At 60.0% G+C, this 20,816-nt stretch carries 20 protein-coding genes; 15 read left to right on the plus strand and 5 right to left on the minus strand.

Annotation, left to right across the window (positions count from 1 at the left end):
- Positions 1–38 precede the first annotated feature (38 nt).
- Both ACM1ZW_RS26625 and ACM1ZW_RS26630 read left to right on the plus strand, forming a co-directional pair.
- A complete protein-coding gene (locus ACM1ZW_RS26625; RefSeq protein ID WP_416739699.1) occupies positions 39–2,519 on the plus strand; it encodes a TonB-dependent siderophore receptor in 2,481 nt (826 codons plus the stop codon).
- A gap of 108 nt (positions 2,520–2,627) precedes the next feature.
- Positions 2,628–3,461: an AraC family transcriptional regulator gene (locus tag ACM1ZW_RS26630; RefSeq protein WP_414878275.1), complete on the plus strand. Its 834-nt coding sequence runs from the start codon at positions 2,628–2,630 to the stop codon at positions 3,459–3,461.
- A gap of 212 nt (positions 3,462–3,673) precedes the next feature.
- Here the strand turns inward: ACM1ZW_RS26630 and ACM1ZW_RS26635 are convergent, their stop codons facing one another.
- Positions 3,674–4,261, minus strand: coding sequence for a LysE family translocator (locus ACM1ZW_RS26635; protein ID WP_414878276.1), 588 nt, complete (start codon positions 4,259–4,261; stop codon positions 3,674–3,676).
- Between the two features lie 85 nt (positions 4,262–4,346).
- Positions 4,347–5,678: a PLP-dependent aminotransferase family protein gene (locus ACM1ZW_RS26640; RefSeq protein ID WP_416739700.1), complete on the minus strand. Its 1,332-nt coding sequence runs from the start codon at positions 5,676–5,678 to the stop codon at positions 4,347–4,349.
- 103 nt (positions 5,679–5,781) lie between these two features.
- On the opposite strand from ACM1ZW_RS26640, the gene ACM1ZW_RS26645 reads away from it, so the two are divergent.
- From ACM1ZW_RS26645 to ACM1ZW_RS26655, 3 genes are all read left to right on the plus strand, one after another.
- The gene (locus tag ACM1ZW_RS26645) at positions 5,782–6,678 is read left to right on the plus strand and encodes a DMT family transporter (protein WP_017338243.1); all 897 of its coding nucleotides are present in this window, start codon (positions 5,782–5,784) and stop codon (positions 6,676–6,678) included.
- A 382-nt stretch (positions 6,679–7,060) separates the two neighbouring features.
- The gene (locus ACM1ZW_RS26650; RefSeq protein ID WP_017338242.1) at positions 7,061–7,420 is read left to right on the plus strand and encodes a DUF6124 family protein; all 360 of its coding nucleotides are present in this window, start codon (positions 7,061–7,063) and stop codon (positions 7,418–7,420) included.
- Between the two features lie 234 nt (positions 7,421–7,654).
- Positions 7,655–8,485, plus strand: a complete 831-nt coding sequence (locus ACM1ZW_RS26655) for a type 1 glutamine amidotransferase domain-containing protein (RefSeq protein WP_416739701.1) — start codon at positions 7,655–7,657, stop codon at positions 8,483–8,485.
- A 153-nt stretch (positions 8,486–8,638) separates the two neighbouring features.
- Here ACM1ZW_RS26655 and ACM1ZW_RS26660 read toward each other — a convergent pair whose 3' ends face one another.
- Both ACM1ZW_RS26660 and ACM1ZW_RS26665 read right to left on the minus strand, forming a co-directional pair.
- Entirely contained in the window at positions 8,639–9,163 is a 525-nt protein-coding gene (locus tag ACM1ZW_RS26660; RefSeq protein WP_017338240.1) for a DUF3833 domain-containing protein, read from the minus strand.
- A gap of 19 nt (positions 9,164–9,182) precedes the next feature.
- Entirely contained in the window at positions 9,183–9,734 is a 552-nt protein-coding gene (locus tag ACM1ZW_RS26665) for a chalcone isomerase family protein (protein WP_416739702.1), read from the minus strand.
- A gap of 555 nt (positions 9,735–10,289) precedes the next feature.
- Between ACM1ZW_RS26665 and ACM1ZW_RS26670 the strand changes: the two genes are divergently transcribed.
- The 3 genes from ACM1ZW_RS26670 to ACM1ZW_RS26680 all read left to right on the plus strand — a co-directional run bounded on the left by ACM1ZW_RS26670 (position 10,290) and on the right by ACM1ZW_RS26680 (position 13,450).
- Complete coding sequence (locus ACM1ZW_RS26670; RefSeq protein WP_416739704.1) at positions 10,290–11,423, plus strand: alanine--glyoxylate aminotransferase family protein; 1,134 nt, start codon at positions 10,290–10,292, stop codon at positions 11,421–11,423.
- Positions 11,424–11,665: 242 nt separating this feature from the next.
- Positions 11,666–12,748 carry a bifunctional transcriptional activator/DNA repair enzyme AdaA gene (locus ACM1ZW_RS26675; RefSeq protein WP_416739705.1) on the plus strand — a complete coding sequence of 361 codons (1,083 nt, stop codon included), beginning with the start codon at positions 11,666–11,668 and terminating at the stop codon, positions 12,746–12,748.
- 84 nt (positions 12,749–12,832) lie between these two features.
- Positions 12,833–13,450 carry a DNA-3-methyladenine glycosylase family protein gene (locus ACM1ZW_RS26680; protein ID WP_017338235.1) on the plus strand — a complete coding sequence of 206 codons (618 nt, stop codon included), beginning with the start codon at positions 12,833–12,835 and terminating at the stop codon, positions 13,448–13,450.
- A gap of 73 nt (positions 13,451–13,523) precedes the next feature.
- Here ACM1ZW_RS26680 and ACM1ZW_RS26685 read toward each other — a convergent pair whose 3' ends face one another.
- Positions 13,524–14,474, minus strand: a complete 951-nt coding sequence (locus ACM1ZW_RS26685; protein WP_416739706.1) for an IS481 family transposase — start codon at positions 14,472–14,474, stop codon at positions 13,524–13,526.
- A 153-nt stretch (positions 14,475–14,627) separates the two neighbouring features.
- Between ACM1ZW_RS26685 and ACM1ZW_RS26690 the strand changes: the two genes are divergently transcribed.
- The 7 genes from ACM1ZW_RS26690 (at position 14,628) to ACM1ZW_RS26720 (ending at position 20,798) form a co-directional block, all read left to right on the plus strand.
- Positions 14,628–14,864, plus strand: a complete 237-nt coding sequence (locus ACM1ZW_RS26690; RefSeq protein WP_414879657.1) for a hypothetical protein — start codon at positions 14,628–14,630, stop codon at positions 14,862–14,864.
- Between the two features lie 233 nt (positions 14,865–15,097).
- Entirely contained in the window at positions 15,098–15,703 is a 606-nt protein-coding gene (locus tag ACM1ZW_RS26695; RefSeq protein WP_017338234.1) for an SCO family protein, read from the plus strand.
- Positions 15,703–16,191: a copper chaperone PCu(A)C gene (locus ACM1ZW_RS26700; RefSeq protein WP_017338233.1), complete on the plus strand. Its 489-nt coding sequence runs from the start codon at positions 15,703–15,705 to the stop codon at positions 16,189–16,191. Before ACM1ZW_RS26695 ends, ACM1ZW_RS26700 begins: the two co-directional genes overlap by 1 nt.
- A gap of 189 nt (positions 16,192–16,380) precedes the next feature.
- Entirely contained in the window at positions 16,381–16,812 is a 432-nt protein-coding gene (locus ACM1ZW_RS26705) for a PaaI family thioesterase (RefSeq protein WP_416739708.1), read from the plus strand.
- A gap of 57 nt (positions 16,813–16,869) precedes the next feature.
- A complete protein-coding gene (locus ACM1ZW_RS26710) occupies positions 16,870–17,358 on the plus strand; it encodes a GFA family protein (protein WP_416739710.1) in 489 nt (162 codons plus the stop codon).
- Positions 17,359–17,457: 99 nt separating this feature from the next.
- Entirely contained in the window at positions 17,458–19,707 is a 2,250-nt protein-coding gene (locus tag ACM1ZW_RS26715) for a TonB-dependent siderophore receptor (RefSeq protein WP_416739711.1), read from the plus strand.
- A gap of 302 nt (positions 19,708–20,009) precedes the next feature.
- Positions 20,010–20,798, plus strand: coding sequence for a MipA/OmpV family protein (locus tag ACM1ZW_RS26720; protein WP_416739712.1), 789 nt, complete (start codon positions 20,010–20,012; stop codon positions 20,796–20,798).
- The last annotated feature ends 18 nt before the right edge of the window (positions 20,799–20,816 follow it).

Here is a 20,816-nt window from a genome sequence, read left to right on the forward strand (position 1 = left end):
TTCAATTGCCGTTCGATTTGATTCCAGGGAACACCCCTTTGCGCGACGCCTTCATTCGCACTCGCTCAGCCTTGCGACCGTTGGCCCTGGCCCTTCCGGTCGCGTTGCTCAGCCTTGTTTCGACGCACACTCAGGCCGAAACATCCGCCGCCAGTGAACAGTCAGGCAGCCACAAGCGTTACTACACAATCGCTGCCGGTTCGCTGGTGAGCGTACTGAACAGCTTCGCTGAACAAGCGGGGATTTTCCTCGCCGGTCATAACGATCTGGCCAGTGACAAGCGCAGTCCGGGCCTTGATGGCGAGTTCACCGAGCAGCAGGGTTTGCAGCAATTGCTACAGGGCAGCGGCTTGCAGGCTCAGCCTCAGGGCGACCGCGGTTATGTGCTCAAAGCAGCCCCAGAGGGTTCGCTGGAACTGGACGCCACCAACATTTCCGGCCAGGCACTGGGCGCCATTACCGAAGACACCCATTCCTACACCACCGGATCGGCCTCTTCGGCCACCGGCCTGCCACTGTCCTTGCGGGAAACGCCGCAGTCGGTGACGGTCATTACCCGTCAGCAACTGGACGATCAGGGCTCCACCAGCATCGCCGATGCCTTGCGTCGCGTGCCCGGCATCAGCGTGCAGAACTACGACAGCGAACGCTGGGAGTTTTCCAGCCGTGGCCTGCCGATCACCAACTTCCAGTACGACGGCGTCAACACCGACTACGACGGCGTCTACGATTACGGCACCACCAGCACCGACATGGCGACCTTCGACCGCGTCGAAATCATCAAGGGTGCCACCGGCCTGATGACCGGCTCGGGCGATCCCTCGGCCACCGTCAACCTGATCCGCAAGCGTCCCACCCAAGCGTTCAAGGCCTCGATCACCGGCGCCGTCGGTTCCTGGGACAACATTCGCAGTACCGGTGACATTGCTGGCCCGCTGACCGAGAGCGGCAACGTGCGCGGGCGATTCGTCGGTGTGTATCAAGATCGCAGCGCCTACCTGGACAACTACCGCAACACCCGCGACATCACCTACGGCATCCTCGAGGCAGACCTGACGCCGAGCACCCTCGTGACCTTCGGTATCGACCAGCAGAACACCCGCTCCCGTGGCGCCAGCTGGACCGGCTTCCCGATGTACAACAGCGACGGTTCGCGCACGCGTTTTTCCCGCTCGTTCAACCCCGCCACCGACTGGAGTCGTCGCGACTTCACCAACCAGACGATCTTCGCCTCGGTGGAGCAGCAACTGGCCAACGACTGGACGCTCAAAGTCAGCTACGACCGCAAGCACCGCCAGCACGACACCTTCCTCGCCTCGGCCAGCGGCGGCCATCCGGACCCGGTCAGCGGCAACGGCATGTTCATGTACATGGGCCAGTTCAAGGGCGATCAGGTGCAGGACAACCTCGACGTCAACTTCACCGGCCCGTTCCGCCTGTTCGGTTGCGAGCACGAGCTGATCGCCGGCTTCATGTCGATGAACACCCGCCAGGACATCCCGGTACACGGCTCGATCTACCCGCCCGTCGACGGCAGCATCTACGACTGGCGCGGCGAGTTCCCGAAACCGGACATTGCCAAGGTGGGCGACAACGACATTGTCCAGCGCCAGACCGGCGCCTACCTCGCCACGCGACTCAAGCCCAGCGACGATCTGGCGGTCATCTTCGGCACCCGCGTAAGTCAGTTCAAGGCCAACGATGACCTGGACTACAGCGACCCGAACTCCCCGGGCCTGCACGACCGTTACCACCAGACCGGCGTGGTCACACCGTACGCCGGACTGGTCTACGACCTCGATGACACGTACTCGGTGTACACCAGCTACACCAGCATCTATCAGCCGCAGATGAGCAAGGATGCCCAGCGCAAAATACTCGACCCGGTGCAAGGCGACAGCTACGAAGCGGGGATCAAGGCCGAATACGTTGGCGGCCGCTTGAACGCCAGTTTTGCCGTGTTCCGTATCGAGCAGGACAACCTGGCCGAGTACGTCAGTGGCGTCGATAGCGAGTCGGTGTACCGTGCAGTGCAAGGGGCGACCACCAAAGGCTTTGAGGTCGAACTGGCGGGCGAAGTGATGGATGGCTGGAACCTGTCAGCCGGCTACAGCTACAACCACACCCGCGATGCCAAGGGCGATTACGTCTACGGTTCGATCCTGCAAACCACCGCGCCGCAGCAGGTCGTTCGGGTATTCAGCACGTATCGCCTGTCGGGCGCACTGGAAAAACTCACCGTCGGTGGCGGTGTGAACTGGCAGAGCGAATTCTTCGGCAATGTGTTCCAGCCCAACCCCAACGACACGGTCAACTTCGGCCAGTCCTCGACGCTCACCCAGCACAGCTACGCCCTGGTGGACGTCATGGCGCGCTACCGCTTCAACGATCACTTGAGCACGACGCTGAATGTGAAGAACCTGTTCGACAAGACTTACTACACCGGGCTCGGCAACTTCGGCACCGGGTTCTATGGCGAACCGCGCAGCCTGCAACTGACCACCCGTTGGGATTTCTGACCGGGCCGTGAGGGTGCAGATGAAAAAACTCGACATCACGGCGCTGCAACGAGCCTTTGACGGCAAGAGCTAATACACTCAGACGCTGACCTGCCAAGGACACTGACGATGAAGCCCACCGCTGCCAAAGACGCTGACAAGGCCCCGCGCTTCTGGCGCGACGACGCCCTGCCCTTCATCGAAGCCCGCTCCATCGCCGACGGCCGTGAGGTCTGCTACACCCGGCATGCTCACGAGCACTTTTCCATCGGTGCGATTACCGCCGGGCGCAGCACCTATGTCCATGAACAATCGGAGTGTGAGGTCAGCGCCGGCACGGTGGTGCTGATGAATCCCGGCGATGTCCACGCCTGCAACCCGATCGACGACCAGCCGTGGTCGTATCTGATGTTGTATGTCGATACGCCTTGGCTTACCGACTTGCAGCATCAGCTGGGGTTCAGCAGCGACCTGGCGTTTCGGCGGTTTTCCACCACCCATACGGGTGACGCCAGCCTGTTTACCGGCCTGAAGGCGTTGTATGAGGTGTTGGTCGACACGGAGCAAGAAGTGCTGAGCAAACACAGCGCCGCGGTCGAGTTTTTTACCAACGTGCAGCAACAGCTCAACCCCGGCGATCAACCGCTGCGCGAACCCAATTTCAAACTGGAGCGGGCGGCGGATTACATCCGCGACCACTGCACGCAACTGCTCAAGCTCGAAGACATTTGCGAAGCCGCGCAACTGTCGCCGTCGTACCTGATCCGCGCCTTCAAACAGCATTACGGCATGACGCCCCACGCTTTTCTGGTCAACCGGCGCATTCAGTTCGCCCAGGACCGACTGCGCAGCGGCCATCTGATCGCCGACGTCGCGCTGGAAGCGGGGTTCGCCGATCAGGCGCATTTTCAGCGGGCGTTCAAACAGCATTTGGCGGCGACGCCGGGGCAGTATCGCGGCTGAGATCGGCACGCCCACTGATCTGTGACGAGCCCCCCCTGTGGTAAGAGGGAACATCTGTGGCGAGGGGATTTATCCCCGTTGGGCTGCGAAGCGGCCCCGGCATCCTTTCTGGAAGACCTCGCATTCAGGTTTTGCGACGGCTTCGCCGCCGAACGGGGATAAATCCCCTCACCACAAAAAACCCATCACCACAAAAGTTCGTCAGCGGGCTACTAAGGCAATAACAAGTAGATCGCACTCATCGCCAGCAACGCCGCCATGCTCCGATTGAACAACCGCATCCCCGCCGGGTTATTCAAGTAACCGCGCAAAAAAGTCCCGGCGTACGCCCAGCAGCCGACCGACAGGTAGCAGATCACCAGATACACCGCCGCAAACTGCCAGACCAATCGTGCCTCGCCGTCGGCGACAAACGCCCCCATGCCCGCAACGCAGGCCAGCCACGCTTTCGGGTTGAGCCACTGCATCACCGCGCCGTACAGCATCGACGGCGCCCGCGCCGAATCCTTGGCATCGAGTTGACCGTTATCCGCCGCCAGCTTCCACGCCATGAACAACAGAAACGCCACCCCGGCCAGTTGCACCACCCGCGTCAGCGCCGGCCACAGCTGCAACACCTCATGCAACCCCAGCCCCATCAGCACCAGCAGCAACACAAAACCCAGCGTCGCCCCCGCCACGTGCCGCTGGCTGGCGCGAAAACCGAACTGCGCGCCGGAACTCAACGCCACAATGTTCACCGGCCCCGGCGTGATCGACGCCACCAGCGCAAACGCCGCCATCGAAATAATCAGACTCATTGCGTACCTTCTTCAATTCAGTTGAACCAGGCCTCAAGGTAAAGAGCAGCCCGGCGCCCGTATTGAAGAAAACTGCCCACCCGCCTCACGCATACGCGCCGACCACCCGCTTCACTTTGATCAACGCCTGTCGCAGCGAATCCATGTCCACCGACCCCAGCGCCAGCCGGATCGCATGCGGCACATGGACCGAGGTCGCAAACGGCTCGGCGGTGGAGACGGCGACTTGCTCGTGCATCAATTCCACCGCGATCTGGTCCGCTCTGGCGTCCTCCGCCAACGGTAGCCACAGAAAGTACGAAAATGGATGAGTCATGCAGCGCAGCCCTTTGAGCAGCTCGGCGGCCATGGCTTGCCGGGCCTGGGCGTCCGCGCGCTTTTGCGCTTCCAGTTGGCTCACGGTCCCATCGTCAATCCAGGCGCAGGCAATCGCGGTCATCACGCCGGGGGTGTTCCAGGTCGTGGCCCGGATTGCCCGCTCCAGCGCAGGCACCTTCTCGACCGGCGCAGCGATGAAGCCGACGCGCAGCCCCGTGGCGACATTCTTGGAGAACCCGGAAACATAGACGGTCCGTTCCGGCGCCAAGTCGGCTAACGGTGCCGGGGCGTCTTCGACCAGAAAGGCGTAGGCGGCGTCTTCGATGATCAACAGGTCATGCTGACGCGCAATCGACACGAACTGCGTGCGCCATTGCATATCCATCACCCAGCCCAGCGGATTGTGCAGCGTCGGCATGGTGTAGACAGCCCGCACCGAGCGGCGCCGGCAAAGCGCTTGCAACGCCTCCAGATCAGGCCCGGTTTCCGTGGCCGGAATGGGCACGATTTCCAGGTGCAGCGATTCGGCCAGCACCTTGAAACCGGTGTAGGTCAACGCATCCGCGGCGATCACATCACCGGGTTTGAGCAACGCCATCATCGTCACCGCCAACCCGTGCTGCGCGCCGCTGACGATCAACACCTGTTCCGCCTGGACGCTCAATCCACGTGAGCCCAGATGGTTCGCAATCGATGCCCGCTCATGCAGGCGCCCGGCATGGGGCTGATAGCGCAGATGGGATTCGAGGTCGCCGGATAACGCGAGCTGGCGCAGGGCCGTGCGCAACAGATCGGCCTGACCGGGCAATGACGGGTAGTTGAAGTTGAGGTCGGCCATGCCCACGGCCACCACGTGCTGGCTGACGCCCTGACCGTGCGGGAGCGACGTCTCCCTGACGAACGTGCCTCGTCCCGTTTCGCCGCTGACCAGGCCCATCGCCTCAAGCTCTGCGTACACGCGGCTGGCCGTGACGAGCGCCAATCCATGCTCAGCGGCGAGATGCCGATGGGTGGGCAGGCGCGTACCGGGCGGCAAATGTCCTGAACGGATGTCCGCGGCAAAGGTGTCGACCAACGACTTGTAGCGCAAGCGAGCCATAGTAGGGATGTATCCATGACAATTTTTTGATTGTCTTAATAGTCGGCCATACGATGCGCTCAAGGCAACCCGCCGTCTTAACCCTCTGTCGAGTGTGACCTCAATGGAACGCGTATCGAATCTGAACACCCAGCCTCGAGAAAACTTCACCAGTGGCTGGCTCAACGGGCTGATCGGCGTGGTGATCTTCAGCGGCTCGCTGCCCGCCACGCGGGTCGCGGTGCTGGAGTTCGATCCGGTGTTCCTGACCGTTGCCCGGGCCACCATCGCCGGCGTGCTTGCGCTGTGCCTGCTGTGGCTGTTCAAGGAAAAACGTCCGGCGCGCAGCCAGTTGCTGCCGCTGGTCATCGTGGCCATGGGCGTGGTGGTCGGGTTTCCACTGCTGACGGCGCTGGCCCTGCAATACGTGACCTCGGCGCACTCGATCGTCTTCGTGGGGTTGTTGCCGCTCGCGACCGCCGTGTTTGGCGTGGTACGCGGTGGCGAGCGGCCTCGCCCGGTGTTCTGGTTTTTCTCGGTGCTGGGCAGTGTGCTGGTGGTGGGATTTGCCGTGTCCCAAGGCCTGACCGCCTCGCCGGAAGGCGACCTTCTGATGCTGGCGGCGATCCTGGCCTGCGGCCTCGGTTATGCCGAAGGGGCGAAGCTGTCCCGGACACTCGGTGGCTGGCAGGTGATTTCCTGGGCGCTGGTGTTGTCACTGCCGGTGATGGCGTTGTTGACCTTGTGGCTCAAGCCCGTTTCGTTCTCGGGGATCAGTGCGCCGGCGTGGTTCAGCCTGGGTTATGTGTCGCTGTTCAGCATGTTGATCGGTTTTGTGTTCTGGTATCGCGGGCTGGCGCAGGGCGGGATTGCGGCCGTGGGGCAACTGCAACTGCTGCAGCCATTTTTTGGCTTGGCGCTGGCGGCGACGTTGCTGCACGAGCACGTCAGCATTGGCATGCTGGCGGTCACGGTGGCGGTGATTCTCTGTGTGGCAGGCGCGAAGAAGTTTGCGAAGTAACCGGTCTGTTTTCGTTCGAATCTGGCTGTTTAACCGGCTTGTTTAAGTGCGATCAGATTTACTTCCTGAAAGCTACATGACCTTGCGCCGTTGCCTACGGGTACGCCAGAATCCGCCGGCTTGTGCACCTTGGACCTGGGATTTATCGTTTTCCGGTCGCTGAAAAGAACAGCGATCGGGTTTGGTAGCCCGGGTTATACAAGGTGTATTGCATCACCATTCGGGGCGTTTTTTGTCTCGACTTTATGGTGGTCATGCACAGGGCGCCTTCGGGCGCGCCGGTTTCCTTGTGCCCGGTCTACCAACCTGCGTATGGCCACCACCTTCGTTTGGTAGCGAAGGTGATGGCTCCTGGTTTGTTGCTGCACAAGGAGTTGTACCTATGTTCAAAGTAACGCCCAACCCGCCAGACACCGATCCGGTTTCCCCGTACGAACCCGATTCAAAAAAACTCAACGACGCCGCCGAACGAGCCCTCGACTTTCATTTCCCGTCGGCTGCCGACCTCAAAGGCACCCCGCGCACCATCACAAAGATGTTCACCGTCAACCCTGAACTCGATACCGAAACCCTGCTGGCCCATGCGTGTGAGTCGCTGGCCTCGGCCAACGTCATGACCATGGACCTGGCGGACCACATGGACGGGCCGAGTCGCAACACCCTGTTGGGCATTGCACAAGTCATCATGCTCGGCGAGCTGGCGGTCAACCGGGCGCTGGATCAACTCGACCCGATCGAATAGCCACGGCCTCCCATGAATGTACGGTGCCTGCGGGTCAAGCCGCACGGCACCTGTGGCAAAGCATCAAACACCCGACCAGCCACATCGACTCGATGTTGCGCAGGGTCTTTCGCTCAAGAAAAACGCCGACAATTAATTACTCAATGTAATAAGTGAAATTCAATTCAGGGGCTCTATCCCTTTCAGCTCTAGTAATAAGATGGCCCCATCAAACCATCCCTACTGGAGAATCGCGTGAAAAAAACCATCATTGCCGCCCTGTTAGCCACTGCCGCTAACTATGCCAACGCCGGCACGGTATTGGTTGTACTGTCGGATCAGGCTCAACTGGACCTGAAAGACGGCAAAGTCATGCAAACAGGTTTTTTCCTGAACGAATTGATGCAACCGGTGCAGACCTTCATCGAGGCGGGTCAAACCGTCGTTTTTGCAACCCCTAGCGGCAAGGCGCCCACCGCGGACCAGAAATCCAATGATGTGAGCTTCTGGGGCGGCGATGAAAAGGCCCGCCAGGAAAGTCTTGCGCTGCTGGCCACGCTGAAGCTGACCTCCAAGAGCGGCTCGCCGGCAATCAGCTTCGCGCAGGTTCAGAAAATCGGCTACGACAAGTTCGATGCCGTATTCGTGCCTGGCGGCCATATCCCGATGCAGGACCTGCTGAAAGACAAGCAACTGGGCCAACTGCTGACCAACTTCCATGAAAAAGGCAAGATCACCGGCTTCACCTGCCATGGCACCATCGCCATGTTGTCGGCAATCCCGGACGCGCACGGTTTTGTCTCCGCGCTGGAATCGGGCAAACAGCCGGCAGCGCCAGCCAATTGGATTTACAAGGGCTACAAAGTCACCGCCTTCACCGACGCGGAAGAGGAACAGGCCAAAGGTTTCCTCGGCGGCGGCCATATGAAACTGTTCCCGCAGGATGGCCTGACAGCAGCCGGCGCTAACTTCTCAGAAGCCAAGCCATGGAGCGAGAACGTGATCGAAGACCGCGAAGTCATTTCCGGCCAGAACCCACAGTCGGCCAAGGCAGTCGCCGTGGCCATGCTGGCGAAACTGAAGTAATCCCAAGCGGCCGTTCCGGGCAAGCCGGGACGTAGGTGCTGGGGGCCGATCTGCTTTGGCTCCAGCACCACCGTCTATCCCGACACGCTGCAAGCTTATGTGTCGGAAGACGACGCCCGCCTATTTCGCGAGCGGAATCGACCCGGTGTTGAATCAAGGTTGCTTGCGAAAGAACAAGGTGATCTGGCCCACCTCCACCCCGAACTTGGTCATGAACGAGCGATTGATCATCGTGTTCTTGTCCATAAGGTACATCCAGTCGTCTAACTGAACCTGATACACCTTGCCATCCACCGGTAGGCTCAGCACATATTTCCAGCGCAGTGTATTGCCTGCCACCTCACCAAGCGCCTCGCCCACCACGTCGCCAGCGGTTCCGCGCCATTGACTGGAGCCAACCGGGGTCAACGTCCACACTCGTTTTTGCTTGGTACCGTCGCTGTACGTAAATGATTCGTCGAGTATCAGCCTGTCACCTTCGGAGTGGCCGATGATCTCCACGTGGAAGCGCTTGGCGACCACGCCGGAACGCTTTTGAAACATACCCCAGGCTTCAACCCGACCCTCGAAAAATTCTCGCAACTCAAGCGTGGGCGTCTCCTGGCTGTAGGTTTGCACATCCACCCGACTGCAACTTGCAAGGCCAATGCAAAGCAGCAGTAACCCTATCTTCAACATGTGCATTTCCTCAACGGTCTCAGGGTTTAGCGGCACCCAGCAATTGGGCGCGCAGCTCCGGGTTGCGGGTTCGGGGGTCAAGCCATATCGCAAAAAAGGCTTTGGCGAACGCAACATCTCTCACGACATGCCGAAGGTTCTCACCGACGTAAAAACGTGCGCCCTCTCCAGGCATATAAACGCCGGTGATGCGGTCACCGGCACGCACATCGACAAACGCCTGAAACATCTCCGCCTCCCAACGGGCCATCAGCTCTGAATTCTGAGTGTTGGGCGACAGGCGACGGATTTCCTTGATGCTGGCCTCAACCAGATCATCGCGACTAATAGCGCGACTGTAGGTCAGCTCCAGCGCAAAAGGCACATCCGCAGCCGGCGTTTCACCGGTAATGAGGCGTGAACTCCAGAACTGCGCGCTGTAAATGGAAAACCCGAATACGCGCATCTCCCCGTAACCCAGCCGACGAGCATTGGGAATAGCCTCGCGCCAATCAGCCAATAGCTCAGCGCTCTGGAGCATCAGAACAAAACAGATAGCGTGGCGGATTAAGCGAACCGTCTGACTAGCCATGCAAAGCCCTCGATATGACTCAATAGGCGCCTTTAAAAGTTATACCAAATACTGATTTTGTACAGCTAATGTCTCAAACTCGACTGTGCCGACAAAAAACGGACACCACAGCCCCGGTCAAATGACTCGATTTCCACGCATTCGAACGCCATCTGCGCCGAAAAAATGAGGCGAGTGCGAGGCACACTTTGACGAAAATATTTCACCAATGTGTGGTGCCAGGGGTTGGCTTCGGCACGCGTTGATGTGCCGGCAGCGTCGTCTGGTGATCTGGAGGTCAGCAATATGTGCTGAAGTTGCCATCGTCAGTTGGCTTTTCAGGCCTATTTTGCACGAAACATATACAAACCTATAAAACATGTACAACAAAAGGCAGTTAACGGCCCACCCTCCCACAACTCAGCAGCCACCTGCGAGCATCGTTACGTCCAGCAGTCGGTCTGATCAATGCCAGCCGCTCAACCGAAGTCGCCATTCAACCCCAAGCAATCTTGTCATTTGCCAAGGCTTAGGGCAGGGTCGATATCACTGAGATCTCTGCCAAGGAGTCACCCCATGTCAAAGCTCTATCCCAGTATCGATCCCGAAGGGCTGGTGGAGTACTCGGTGGTCTACACCGACCGCTCGCTCAACCACATGTCGCAGTCATTTCAAGGCGTGATGAAGAACATTTCCAGGACCCTGAAACAGGTCTACAACGCCCAGGCGGTTGCGGTGGTCCCGGGCAGCGGCACATTCGGCATGGAAGCGGTGGCGCGACAGTTTGCCACCGACCAGCAATGCCTGGTGATACGCAACGGCTGGTTCAGTTATCGCTGGAGCCAGATCCTTGAGATGGGCCACATCCCGGCGGCCACCACGGTGCTGAAAGCCCGACCGGTCGACACGGGTCGCCAGGCGGCCTACGCCCCACCCCCTCTGGACGAAGTGCTGGCAGCCATTCAGGCGCAGAAGCCGCAGATTGTTTTCGCCCCCCACGTTGAAACCTCATCAGGCATTATCCTGCCCGACGAGTACCTGCGGGCCGTCGGCGACGCCGTGCATGCGGTGGGTGGCCTGTTCGTGCTGGACTGCATCGCCTCAGGCACGCTTTGGGTTGATATGCACAAGTGCGCAGTCGACCTGCTGATCAGCGCTCCGCAGAAAGGCTGGAGCGCCTCCCCTTGCTGCGCCCTGGTGATGTTCAGTTCCCTGGCCCTTGAGCGCATCGAACAGACGCAGAGCAGCAGCTTCGCCTGCGACCTGAAAAAGTGGCTGCAGATCATGCAGGCCTACGAACAGGGCGGACATGCCTACCATGCGACCATGCCCAGCGATGCCCTGGCGCGATTTAACGAAGTGATGAAAGAGACGCAAGCCTACGGTTTCGACAAGGTCCGCGGCGAACAACAGGCTCTGGGTGATCGGGTGCGCGCAATGTTGACCGGCAAAGGCATCAAGAGCGTGGCGGCAGCCGGCTTTCAGGCCCCTGGCGTAGTGGTGAGCTACACCGATGATGCCGACATCAAGAGCGGTAAGAAATTTGCCAATCACGGCCTGCAGATCGCCGCCGGAGTGCCGTTGCAATGCGATGAGCCGGCCGACTTCCAGACCTTCCGCATCGGTCTGTTCGGACTCGAAAAGCTGCACAATATCGAGCGCACGGTCAGTACCCTCGAGCAGGCGCTGGACGAGGTGATGGCTAACTAAGCCCTCCTTTTGCCCGCAGCACCTGCCGAACGTGTGAATGCCAGGAAGGTATCCTGCCTGGGGGCGAGCTTGCTCGCGATGAATTCAGGAGCGCCGCGTGTAGCCAGAAAACACGCATTATCCTTAAGACCATCGCGAGCAAGCTCGCTCCTGCAGGGGGGTTAACCTGTGATGACAAGCATCAAAAATTTCCTGTCGATTTTCCGGTGGAGGCCTGAGGCCTCGCGCCCTATGCTCACCCCATGAACCTACAAAACGCGATGCTTCCGCCCCACGCCGAGATGGTTCGCGCCATGCTCGAACGAGACACCACCTACGAGGGGGTGTTTTTTACTGCGGTCAAAACCACCGGCATCTTCTGCCGCCCCAGCTGCACGGCGCGCAAACCGAAACCGGAGAACGTCGAGTTCTTCGCCCATGCCGATGACTGCCTGTCCGCCGGCTATCGCGCCTGCCTGCGTTGCAAACCGCTGGATGCGGCCGCCATCGCGCCCGACTGGGTGCAGAAGCTGCTCCAGTCGGTGGACGCCGATCCCGAGCTGCGCTGGAGCGATGCCCAGTTGCAGGCCGAGGGCATCGAGCCGCTGAAGCTGCGGCGCTGGTTCAAACAACATTTCGGCATGACCTTTCACGCCTGGCTGCGCACCCGACGCCTGGGCATGGCGCTGGGCGGGATCAGGCAGGGCGATTCCATCGACAGCGCGGCGTTCGATTCCGGTTACGAATCCCTGAGCGGCTTTCGCGACGCCTTTCAAAAATCCTTCCACATCACCCCCGGTCGTGCGGCCAATAGCGAGCCTTTGCTGTTCACGCGCCTGACCACGCCGCTGGGGCCGATGATCGCCATGGCCGAACGGCGCGGGCTGGTGTTGCTGGAGTTTCTCGACCGACCGGCGCTGACCCGGGAAGTCGAAGCCCTGCAGAACCGTCATGGTTATGCCGTGGCGCCGGGACACAATGCACACTTGCAGCAGATCGAAACAGAGCTGGCCCAGTATTTCGCCGGCAAACTGACCGAATTCAAGGTGCCGCTGCACTTGCCTGGCTCCGAGTTCTCCCGGCAGGTCTGGGCCGAACTGGCGAAAATCCCCTACGGCCAGACCAGCACCTACGGCACCATCGCTGCGCTGTTGGGCAAGCCCGGTGCCAGCCGCGCCGTGGGTTTGGCCAACGGGCACAACCGGATTTCGATTGTCTTGCCCTGCCACCGGGTGATCGGTGCGGACGGCTCATTGACGGGCTATGGTGGAGGACAACCGCGCAAGGCGTTTCTGCTCAGGCTGGAAAACGCGGCGGTGCAGGTCTCACGACAACTTGCGTTCTGACGCTTCGGTGTTTTTCATGAGGAAGGACATTCGATGAACACGCTCGAACAGCCATTCCGCAGTGCTCAAACCTGGGGTGAACGCTTGACCGATCCTTACTTGCCAGCGACGGCGTTTCTCAGGGCCATTGATGATGACTGGGCGCGTCACATCGCGGCCATCGGACCCTGCCTGCACCAGCCGCATGCGGCGCGCGATCCGTATGAGTCGCTGGTGCGGGCGATTGCCTATCAACAATTGCACGCCAAAGCCGGGGATGCGATTGTCGGTCGGTTGCTGGCGCTGTTTCCTTCGACGGCGTTTCCGCGCCCTGATCAGATTCTGGCGACCGGGTTTGATCAGCTGCGCGGGTGCGGCTTTTCCGCGAGCAAGATTGCGACGATTCAGGGCATCGCTCAAGCGGCGCTGGACGGTGTGGTACCCGATTATGCAACGGCGTTGGCGATGGATGATGAGGCGTTGATCGAGCGGTTGATCACGTTGCGCGGGGTTGGCCGCTGGACGGTTGAGATGCTGCTGATCTACAGCCTGGAGCGGCCGGATATTTTGCCGGCCGATGACTTCGGGGTGCGTGAGGGGTATCGGCGGTTGAAGGGGCTGGAAGTGCAGCCGACGCGTAAACAGATGGTGGAGATCGGGTTGGGGTGGAGCCCTTATCGGACGGTGGCGGCGTGGTATTTGTGGCGGGTGACCAACAAGTAGACCGCGTTATCGTTCATCGCTAGCAGGCTAGCTCCCACAGGGTCTCATGAACGCTGGAGATCCACTGTGGGAGCTAGCTGTGTAAACCCACCACGTTGTTCACGGATGCTATTCGGCTAATTGGTGGCAAATAACTCAGGCTGGCATGCGGGCGATGCCAGTTGTACTCGTGCAACCACGACGTCAGGTAGGTCGCACGTTGGTCTGAGCTTTCGTAACTTCTGGCGTAGGCCCATTCGCGCAGAGCGGTTTGGATAAATCGCTCTGCCTTGCCATTCGTTCGTGGCGTGTAAGGTTTGGTATAGATGTGTTCAAGCCCCAGCCGTCGACATAGACGCTTGAAGCGTCCGGACTTGTAGCAAGGGCCGTTATCGGTCATTACCCGCTCGAAGCAAACGCCAAGGCTTGCGTAGTAGCGCAGGGCCCGGATCAGCGCGAGGCAGGCGCTACGCCCACTTTGGTCTGCGTACAAACCGCTGTGTGCCACTCGACTGTTATCGTCGATGGCAACATGGGCGTATTCCCAACCGACATGGTAAGAGCGGCCTTTTAGGCGGTCTCGTGTCACTCGATGACCTGGTTTGTTAAAACGCCCCAGCTTCTTGATGTCCAGGTGAAGCAGACCTCCGGGCTGAGAATATTCGTAGCGAATCACTGGCGGTGGCGGTTCCAGGTATGCCAAACGGTTGAGGCCGTTACGGCTCAATAACCTGCCCACAGTGCTGTGTCCCACCTTCAAGTCCTGGCTGATTTGGCGATAGGTTTTTCGCTGGCGACGTAGCTCAAGCACTTGTTCCTGGCGCATCTCAGGAAGCGCGTGCGGACAGAACTTGGGCCGGGACGAACGATCCTGCAGTCCTTCCTCGCCTTCAGCACGATAGCGATTAAGCCACTTGTAGGCAGTGCGAACACTGACTCCTTGAGACTGAGCTACCTCAACAGGTCTCAGGCCTTCCTTAAGGATTCGTTGAACAAGAAGGGCTCGACCGGAAACGGTTAATCGGGCATTTTTATGAGCGTTCACTCGGGGCCTCCGGGTGCTTGGTTTGGTTCGCACCTCCAATTTCCCGGAAAAGCCCCGAGTGAACAACCTACAGAGAGATCACAGCTAGCCTGCTAGCGATCGCGTCAGCCCATTCACCACACATTAACAGCCACCGGCACTGCGCTTGGGGCAATGGCCGAAGGATTTGAATCGGCCATCCAGGGCCTCACTGCCGTTCCACCGCAACTCAAGCTGGAGGCGCTGGCTCAGTTCGACACTGATGTGTTTTCCTCGGTCGACCTGACCACACGGTTCAAGCTCGACGATGACAGTACCCAGAGCCTTGAACTGCATGCCGACGCAAACCAGCGCCAGGTACGCATGAGCGGCGCGGCGCGGCGGGCGATTTCGACGTATCCGTGGAGCTGAAAAACGCCGCCATCCTCGGCGACAGCCATCAGAAATTGGTTGGCAGCCCGATGGAGATCAAGGGCTGACCCGAAAACCGATGCCGGCTGGGGAATTCGCTGCGTCAGTTTGTCGCAAGTTATGAATAATCCTTTGACGCGTATAATCGCTCCCCTCCGCTAAACCGGCATGCATCAAAGACGCCCTGTCCGAGGTTGACTATCCGTTCGGGCGCATCTAAAGGTCTGTAGAACATGAGCGTTTCGTTGACCCGCCGCCAGGTGGTTGCAGGTATGGGCTTGTTCAGCCTTGGCCTCCTCGCTGGCTGTGACAATAGCGTCAGCCTGTCGTACAAGTACGGCAAGGACCTGAGCGACAAGATCCTCGGACGGACATTCAAGCTGAAAGACTCAGAAGGCAACCTCACAACGCTCTCGAGCTTTCGTGGTTTGATGCCGATGATTTTCTTCGGCTTCACCCAGTGCCCGGCGGTATGCCCCACCGCCCTGGCTCGCGCAGTGCAGATCAAGAAGCTGATGGGAAAAGACGGGGATATTCTCCAGGTCGTCTTCATCACGCTGGACCCGGAGCGGGATACGCCAGCGGTGTTGGATGCCTACGTCAAAACGTTTGATCCCTCATTTGTCGCGCTCCACGGGACACTCGAGGAAACGGCGGAAACGGCCAAGGAGTTCGGGGTGTTCTATGAGAAAATCCCGAGCGGCTCCACCTATACGCTCTCCCATACAGCGACCAGCTATGTGTATGACACAAGGGGCAGGTTGCGCGTCGGGCTTTCCCCTTCCCTTTCTGCACAAGAGTGTACGGAAGACTTGCTAACCGTTATGGAAGTCTGCTGATGAATTCGAATGCTATTAAAACCGCCATCAATGTGCGCGTTAAAACGGCTGTCCTGGGGCTTTTTCTGCTGGGAACGGCGCTTCAGGTTTCAGCCCAGACTCAAGTGGAAGACGCCTGGGTACGTGCCACCGTTGCCGGGCAACAAGCAACCGGCGCGTTCATGACGGTCACCGCGAGCAGCGACAGCAAACTGCTAAGCGTGCAAACACCGGTCGCTAAAGTTGTGCAGATTCACGAGTCGACGATGAAAAACGACGTGATGAGCATGCACCCCGTGGAGTTCGTTGCCTTGCCCGCAGGGACAGCGGTCACCCTGAATCCTCATGGCTATCACGTGATGCTGATCGACCTGGTCGGCCAGGTCAAAGAAGGCGACACAGTGCCGCTGACCTTGACTGTCGAAAACGCCAATGGCGAGAAGGAGTCGATCAAGGTTGAGGCTCAGGCGCGAGCGCTGAATATGCCGGACCACAGCAAAATGCATTGATCGCTGGAAGTCACCGGACATCGGTGGCGTTCAGTGGGACCGCGTTATCGTTCTTCGCCAGGGGCCTCCTGAACGCTGGAGACCCACTGTGGGAGCTAGCCTGCTAGCGATGAGGCCTGAATATTCACCATCAATCCACCGGCCCATCACCCTCCTTTATCCACCATGACATCCCCCGGAACCCAGCGCATGTTGATGCCTCAACCGGAGGGATTCGCCATGCTTGATGCACTCAAAAAGATCAATTCAACGTCCGCCTTCAACCGCTGGGCCGGTTTCGATGTCACTCGCGCCGAGCCTGGCGCGGTTGAGCTGACCATGGCTTTTCGCGAGGAGGACATGGCGCAATACGCTGGCTTCCTGCATGCCGGCCTGATCGGCGCGCTGCTCGATACCGCCTGTGGGTTTGCGGCCGGAACGGTCGCTGGCAATGTCCTGGCGGCGCATTTTTCAGTGAATTGCCTGGCGCCCGCCATCGGTGAAGTGTTCATTGCACGCGGCCAGGTGGTGAAGGCTGGCAAGAAACAGGTGTTTGCCCGCGCCGAACTGTTCGCACAAACCGGAGATCAGTTGAAGCTGGTGGCAACCGGCGATGCGATCCTGGTGCCGATCCAGCAGTGAACCACCGGTTTTCGGGGCGGTCAGGGAAGTAACAGCCAAACTTTTGGAGGTTATTCCATGCAACTCGAAGGCTCGTGCCATTGCGGCGCCGTGTCGTTCAGTCTGACCAGCGCCCACCCCTACCCTTATCAACGTTGCTACTGCTCGATCTGCCGCAAGACCCAGGGCGGCGGCGGTTACTCGGTCAACATCGCCGGTGATGCCGCCAGCCTCAAGGTGCGCGGTCGAAAATCCATCGCGATCTATCACGCGCGACTCAAGGACGAAGGCGCCAAACGCGCCCACCGCAGCACGGCAGAGCGGCACTTCTGTTCGGTCTGTGGCTCAGGGTTGTGGCTGTTCAGCCCTGAATGGCCGGAGCTGATCCACCCGTTCGCCTCGGCCATCGACACCGCGCTACCCGTGCCACCCGAATACACGCACGTGATGCTTGGCTCGAAAGCGCCGTGGGTGGAGGTTGCGCCGCATCACGGTGATCGGCAGTGCGAAACCTGGCCCGAGGAATCCATCGCGCAGTGGCATGAGCGCCTGGATGTGGTCCGCTAGCTCATTTTTTTGCACACCGCAGTTCCCCTTTGCGTTTTTCGTTCGGTTAACCCTCAGAAGCCTTTCACTTACCGAACGATTCGATACAAAGGGATTTCCATGTCGCACCCACTTGCCGCCCGTTTTCGTTTTGCCCTGTGCCCCCTGGCACTGGCCCTGCCAGCCGCTCTGCTGAGTCTTTCCTGCAACGCCCACGCCGCCGAAACGGTGGAAAGCAAACCGGCGCCCAAAGACGACGGCGCGCTGCAACTGGGTGCGACGAGTATTTCTGCCGTAGGCTTGGGCGCGACCACCGAGGACACCCATTCCTACACCACGGGCTCAACGTCCTCGGCCACCGGCCTGGCCTTGTCGCCCCGTGAAACGCCGCAATCGGTCACCGTGGTCACCCGTCAGCAAATGGACGATCGCGGCGTGCAGAGTGTCAGCGACGCGTTGCGCAATGCCCCCGGCGTGTCGACGCAAAAATACGACAGTGACCGTACCGAGTTTTCCGCCCGCGGTTTTGCCATCACCAACTTCCAGTACGACGGGGTCAACCAGCCGTACGACGGTGTCTACGGTGAGAACCCGAACAACAGCGATGACGCGGCCAGCCTCGACCGCATCGAAATCGTCAAGGGTTCGACCGGCCTGATGACGGGTTCGGGCGACCCGTCCGCCACCGTCAACCTGATTCGCAAGAAGCCGACCAAGGAATTCAAGGCCTCGATCAGCGGCACCGTCGGTTCGTGGGACAGCTACCGCACCACCGGCGATATTTCCGGTCCGCTGAACGATACCGGCAGTGTGCGCGGCCGATTCGTCGGTTCGTACCAGGACAAGCATTCCTACATCGATCACTACAGCCAGAAGAAAGACCTGTTTTACGGCATCCTCGAAGCGGACCTGTCGGACGACACCCTGCTGACCTTCGGCATCGACAAGTCCAGCGCCACCCCACGCGGCACCTCCTGGACCGGCAACACGGTGTACTTCGCCGACGGCGGCCGCACCGACTTCTCGCGCAGCTTCAACCCGGGCGCCGACTGGAGCCGTCGTGATTTCGACACGGTCACCTACTTCACGTCGCTGGAGCAGGCCCTGGCCAATGACTGGAAACTCAAGGTCAATCTCAACCAGAAAACCACCGATCACGATACGCGCCTGGCCTCGGCCAGCGGCGGCGCACCGGACCGCGCCACCGGTGAAGGCATGTTCCTTTACTGGGGCCGCTGGGAAGGTCATCGCGTGCAAAACACGGCGGACGTGAACGTGTCCGGGCCCTTCACCCTGGGCGGTCGCGAGCACGAACTGGTGGCCGGTTTCATGACGTCCCATGCCCGCCAGACCGGCGCGACGTTCGACAGCGTTATCCCCGGTGCCGGAAATGTCCCTGGCAGCATTTATGACTGGAACGGCGACCTGCCGGAACAGGATTTCCCGAAAAACGGCAAGTACGAGCGCACCACCAGTCAGAACGGTGCTTACCTGGCCACGCGCCTGCGCCCGACCGACGACCTGTCGATCATCCTCGGCAGCCGCGTGAGCACCTTCAAGTACAACGAGGATTACAGCTACTACCCGGGCGCCGGCCAGACCGACACCCAGACCAGCTACAAGGAACACGGCGTCGTCACCCCTTACGCCGGTGTGATCTATGACCTGGATGACACGTATTCGGTCTACGCCAGCTACACCAACATCTATCAGCCGCAGACCTACAAGGACGCCGCCGGTTCGACCCTGAAGCCGGTTGAAGGCAACAGCTACGAGACCGGTCTGAAAGCGGCGTACCTCGAAGGCAAACTGAACGCCAGCCTGGCCTTCTTCCGCATCGAGCAGGAGAACATCGCCCAATACGTCACCACTGACACCACCGGGCAGGACGTTTACGAAGCCATCCCCGGCGCCACCACCAAAGGCGTGGAGCTGGAACTGGCGGGCGAATTGTCCGATGGCTGGAACCTGTCGGCCGGCTATACCTATGCCCGTACGCGCGACAAGGACGAGCAACGGATCTACGGTTTCCCGCTGGCCACCACCAAACCGGAACACGTCGTGCGTACGTTCACCACCTACCGCTTGCCTGGCGCACTGGACAAGGTCACCGTCGGTGGCGGCGTCAGCTGGCAGAGCGCGTTCTACGGCCAGAGCTTCAGCCCGACCGAGGGCAGCACCTCGCTCAAACAAGGCGGCTACACCCTCGTCGACCTGATGACGCGTTATCAGTACAACAAGCACCTGAGTTTCACCGCAAACGCCAACAACGTCTTCGACAAGAAGTACCTGACGGGCCTGGGCAACTTCGGTACGACGTTCTACGGCGAGCCGCGCAACCTGATGCTGACCACCAAGTGGGATTTCTAAGCTGAGGTCACTCTGAACTGTGGTGCGACACTGAGGCCAGGCACCGCCCCTGTGGCTAAACACTGCCCCTGTGGCGAGGGAGCTTGCTCCCGCTGGACTGCGCAGCAGGCCCATTTTTTGGCGCCGCTCCGCGACCCAGCGGGAGCAAGCTCCCTCGCCACAACAAGCTCCCTGGCCACAGGTTGCTCGCTGTACGGTCAGCTCCGTTCACAGTCTTTGACAGTTTCCCGACAAAGCTGTCAAAGATTGCCCGCCGGCACCCGCCTAGCATGGGCGCATCCAATCTCCCCTCGGGTGCTCCCATGCTTCGTTCGCTGTCGCTGTCGCTCACTTCATTCTGTCTGTTCCTGCCCTCCCATTCCGTGCATGCCGAAGACTGGCATTACAGCCTGCGTGCCGGCGCGGCCAGTGCGCCGCGTTACAGCGGCAGCGATGAACGCGTCGTGGCGCCGCTGTTGGGTGGAAAAATCGTCAGCCCTTACGGTGTCTTTCTCGACACTCAAAAGGGTCTGGGCTGGGCCTTTGACGAGGATGACTACGGCCTCAGCGTGTACGTCGGCGCCAGTGATGTGCGCAAGGATCGCAAGACCGGGTTCAAAGGTTCGGACGAGCTGGACGGCATGGGCTCGATCAAGTCCCGCCCGGTGTTGGGGCTCGACGGCACGTATCACATGGGGCCGATCATTCTCGGCGCGAGTTTTGAACATGCGCTGGAAAAGGACGATGACGATGAGGACACGGGTTCAGCCTGGAATCGCTTGAAACTCAGCATCAGCGCGCCGTTTTACGAAGGTGAGCATGGCAAGGTCGTCGGCAGCCTCAACAGTCAGTTTGGCGACGGCGATTACATGCGCACCTGGTACGGCGTCAGCGCGGGTCAGGCGTCGCGCACTCAGTTTCGGGCGTATGACGCTCATGGCGGGCTGGTGAGTCGCGGGGCGGATTTGACCTGGTCGTTGCCGGTCAATGATCAATGGAATGTGTCGACGGTGCTGGCGGTGCAGTATCTGGCCAAAGAGGCCGCGGACAGCCCGATTGTCGAGCGGCGGATGCAGACATCCTTGGCTGGGCAGGTGGTGTACAGCTTTTGATTTGAGGTGATGCGGATG

The organism is Pseudomonas sp. NFX71, assembly GCF_048079215.1.
Taxonomy (GTDB): domain Bacteria; phylum Pseudomonadota; class Gammaproteobacteria; order Pseudomonadales; family Pseudomonadaceae; genus Aquipseudomonas; species Aquipseudomonas fluorescens_B.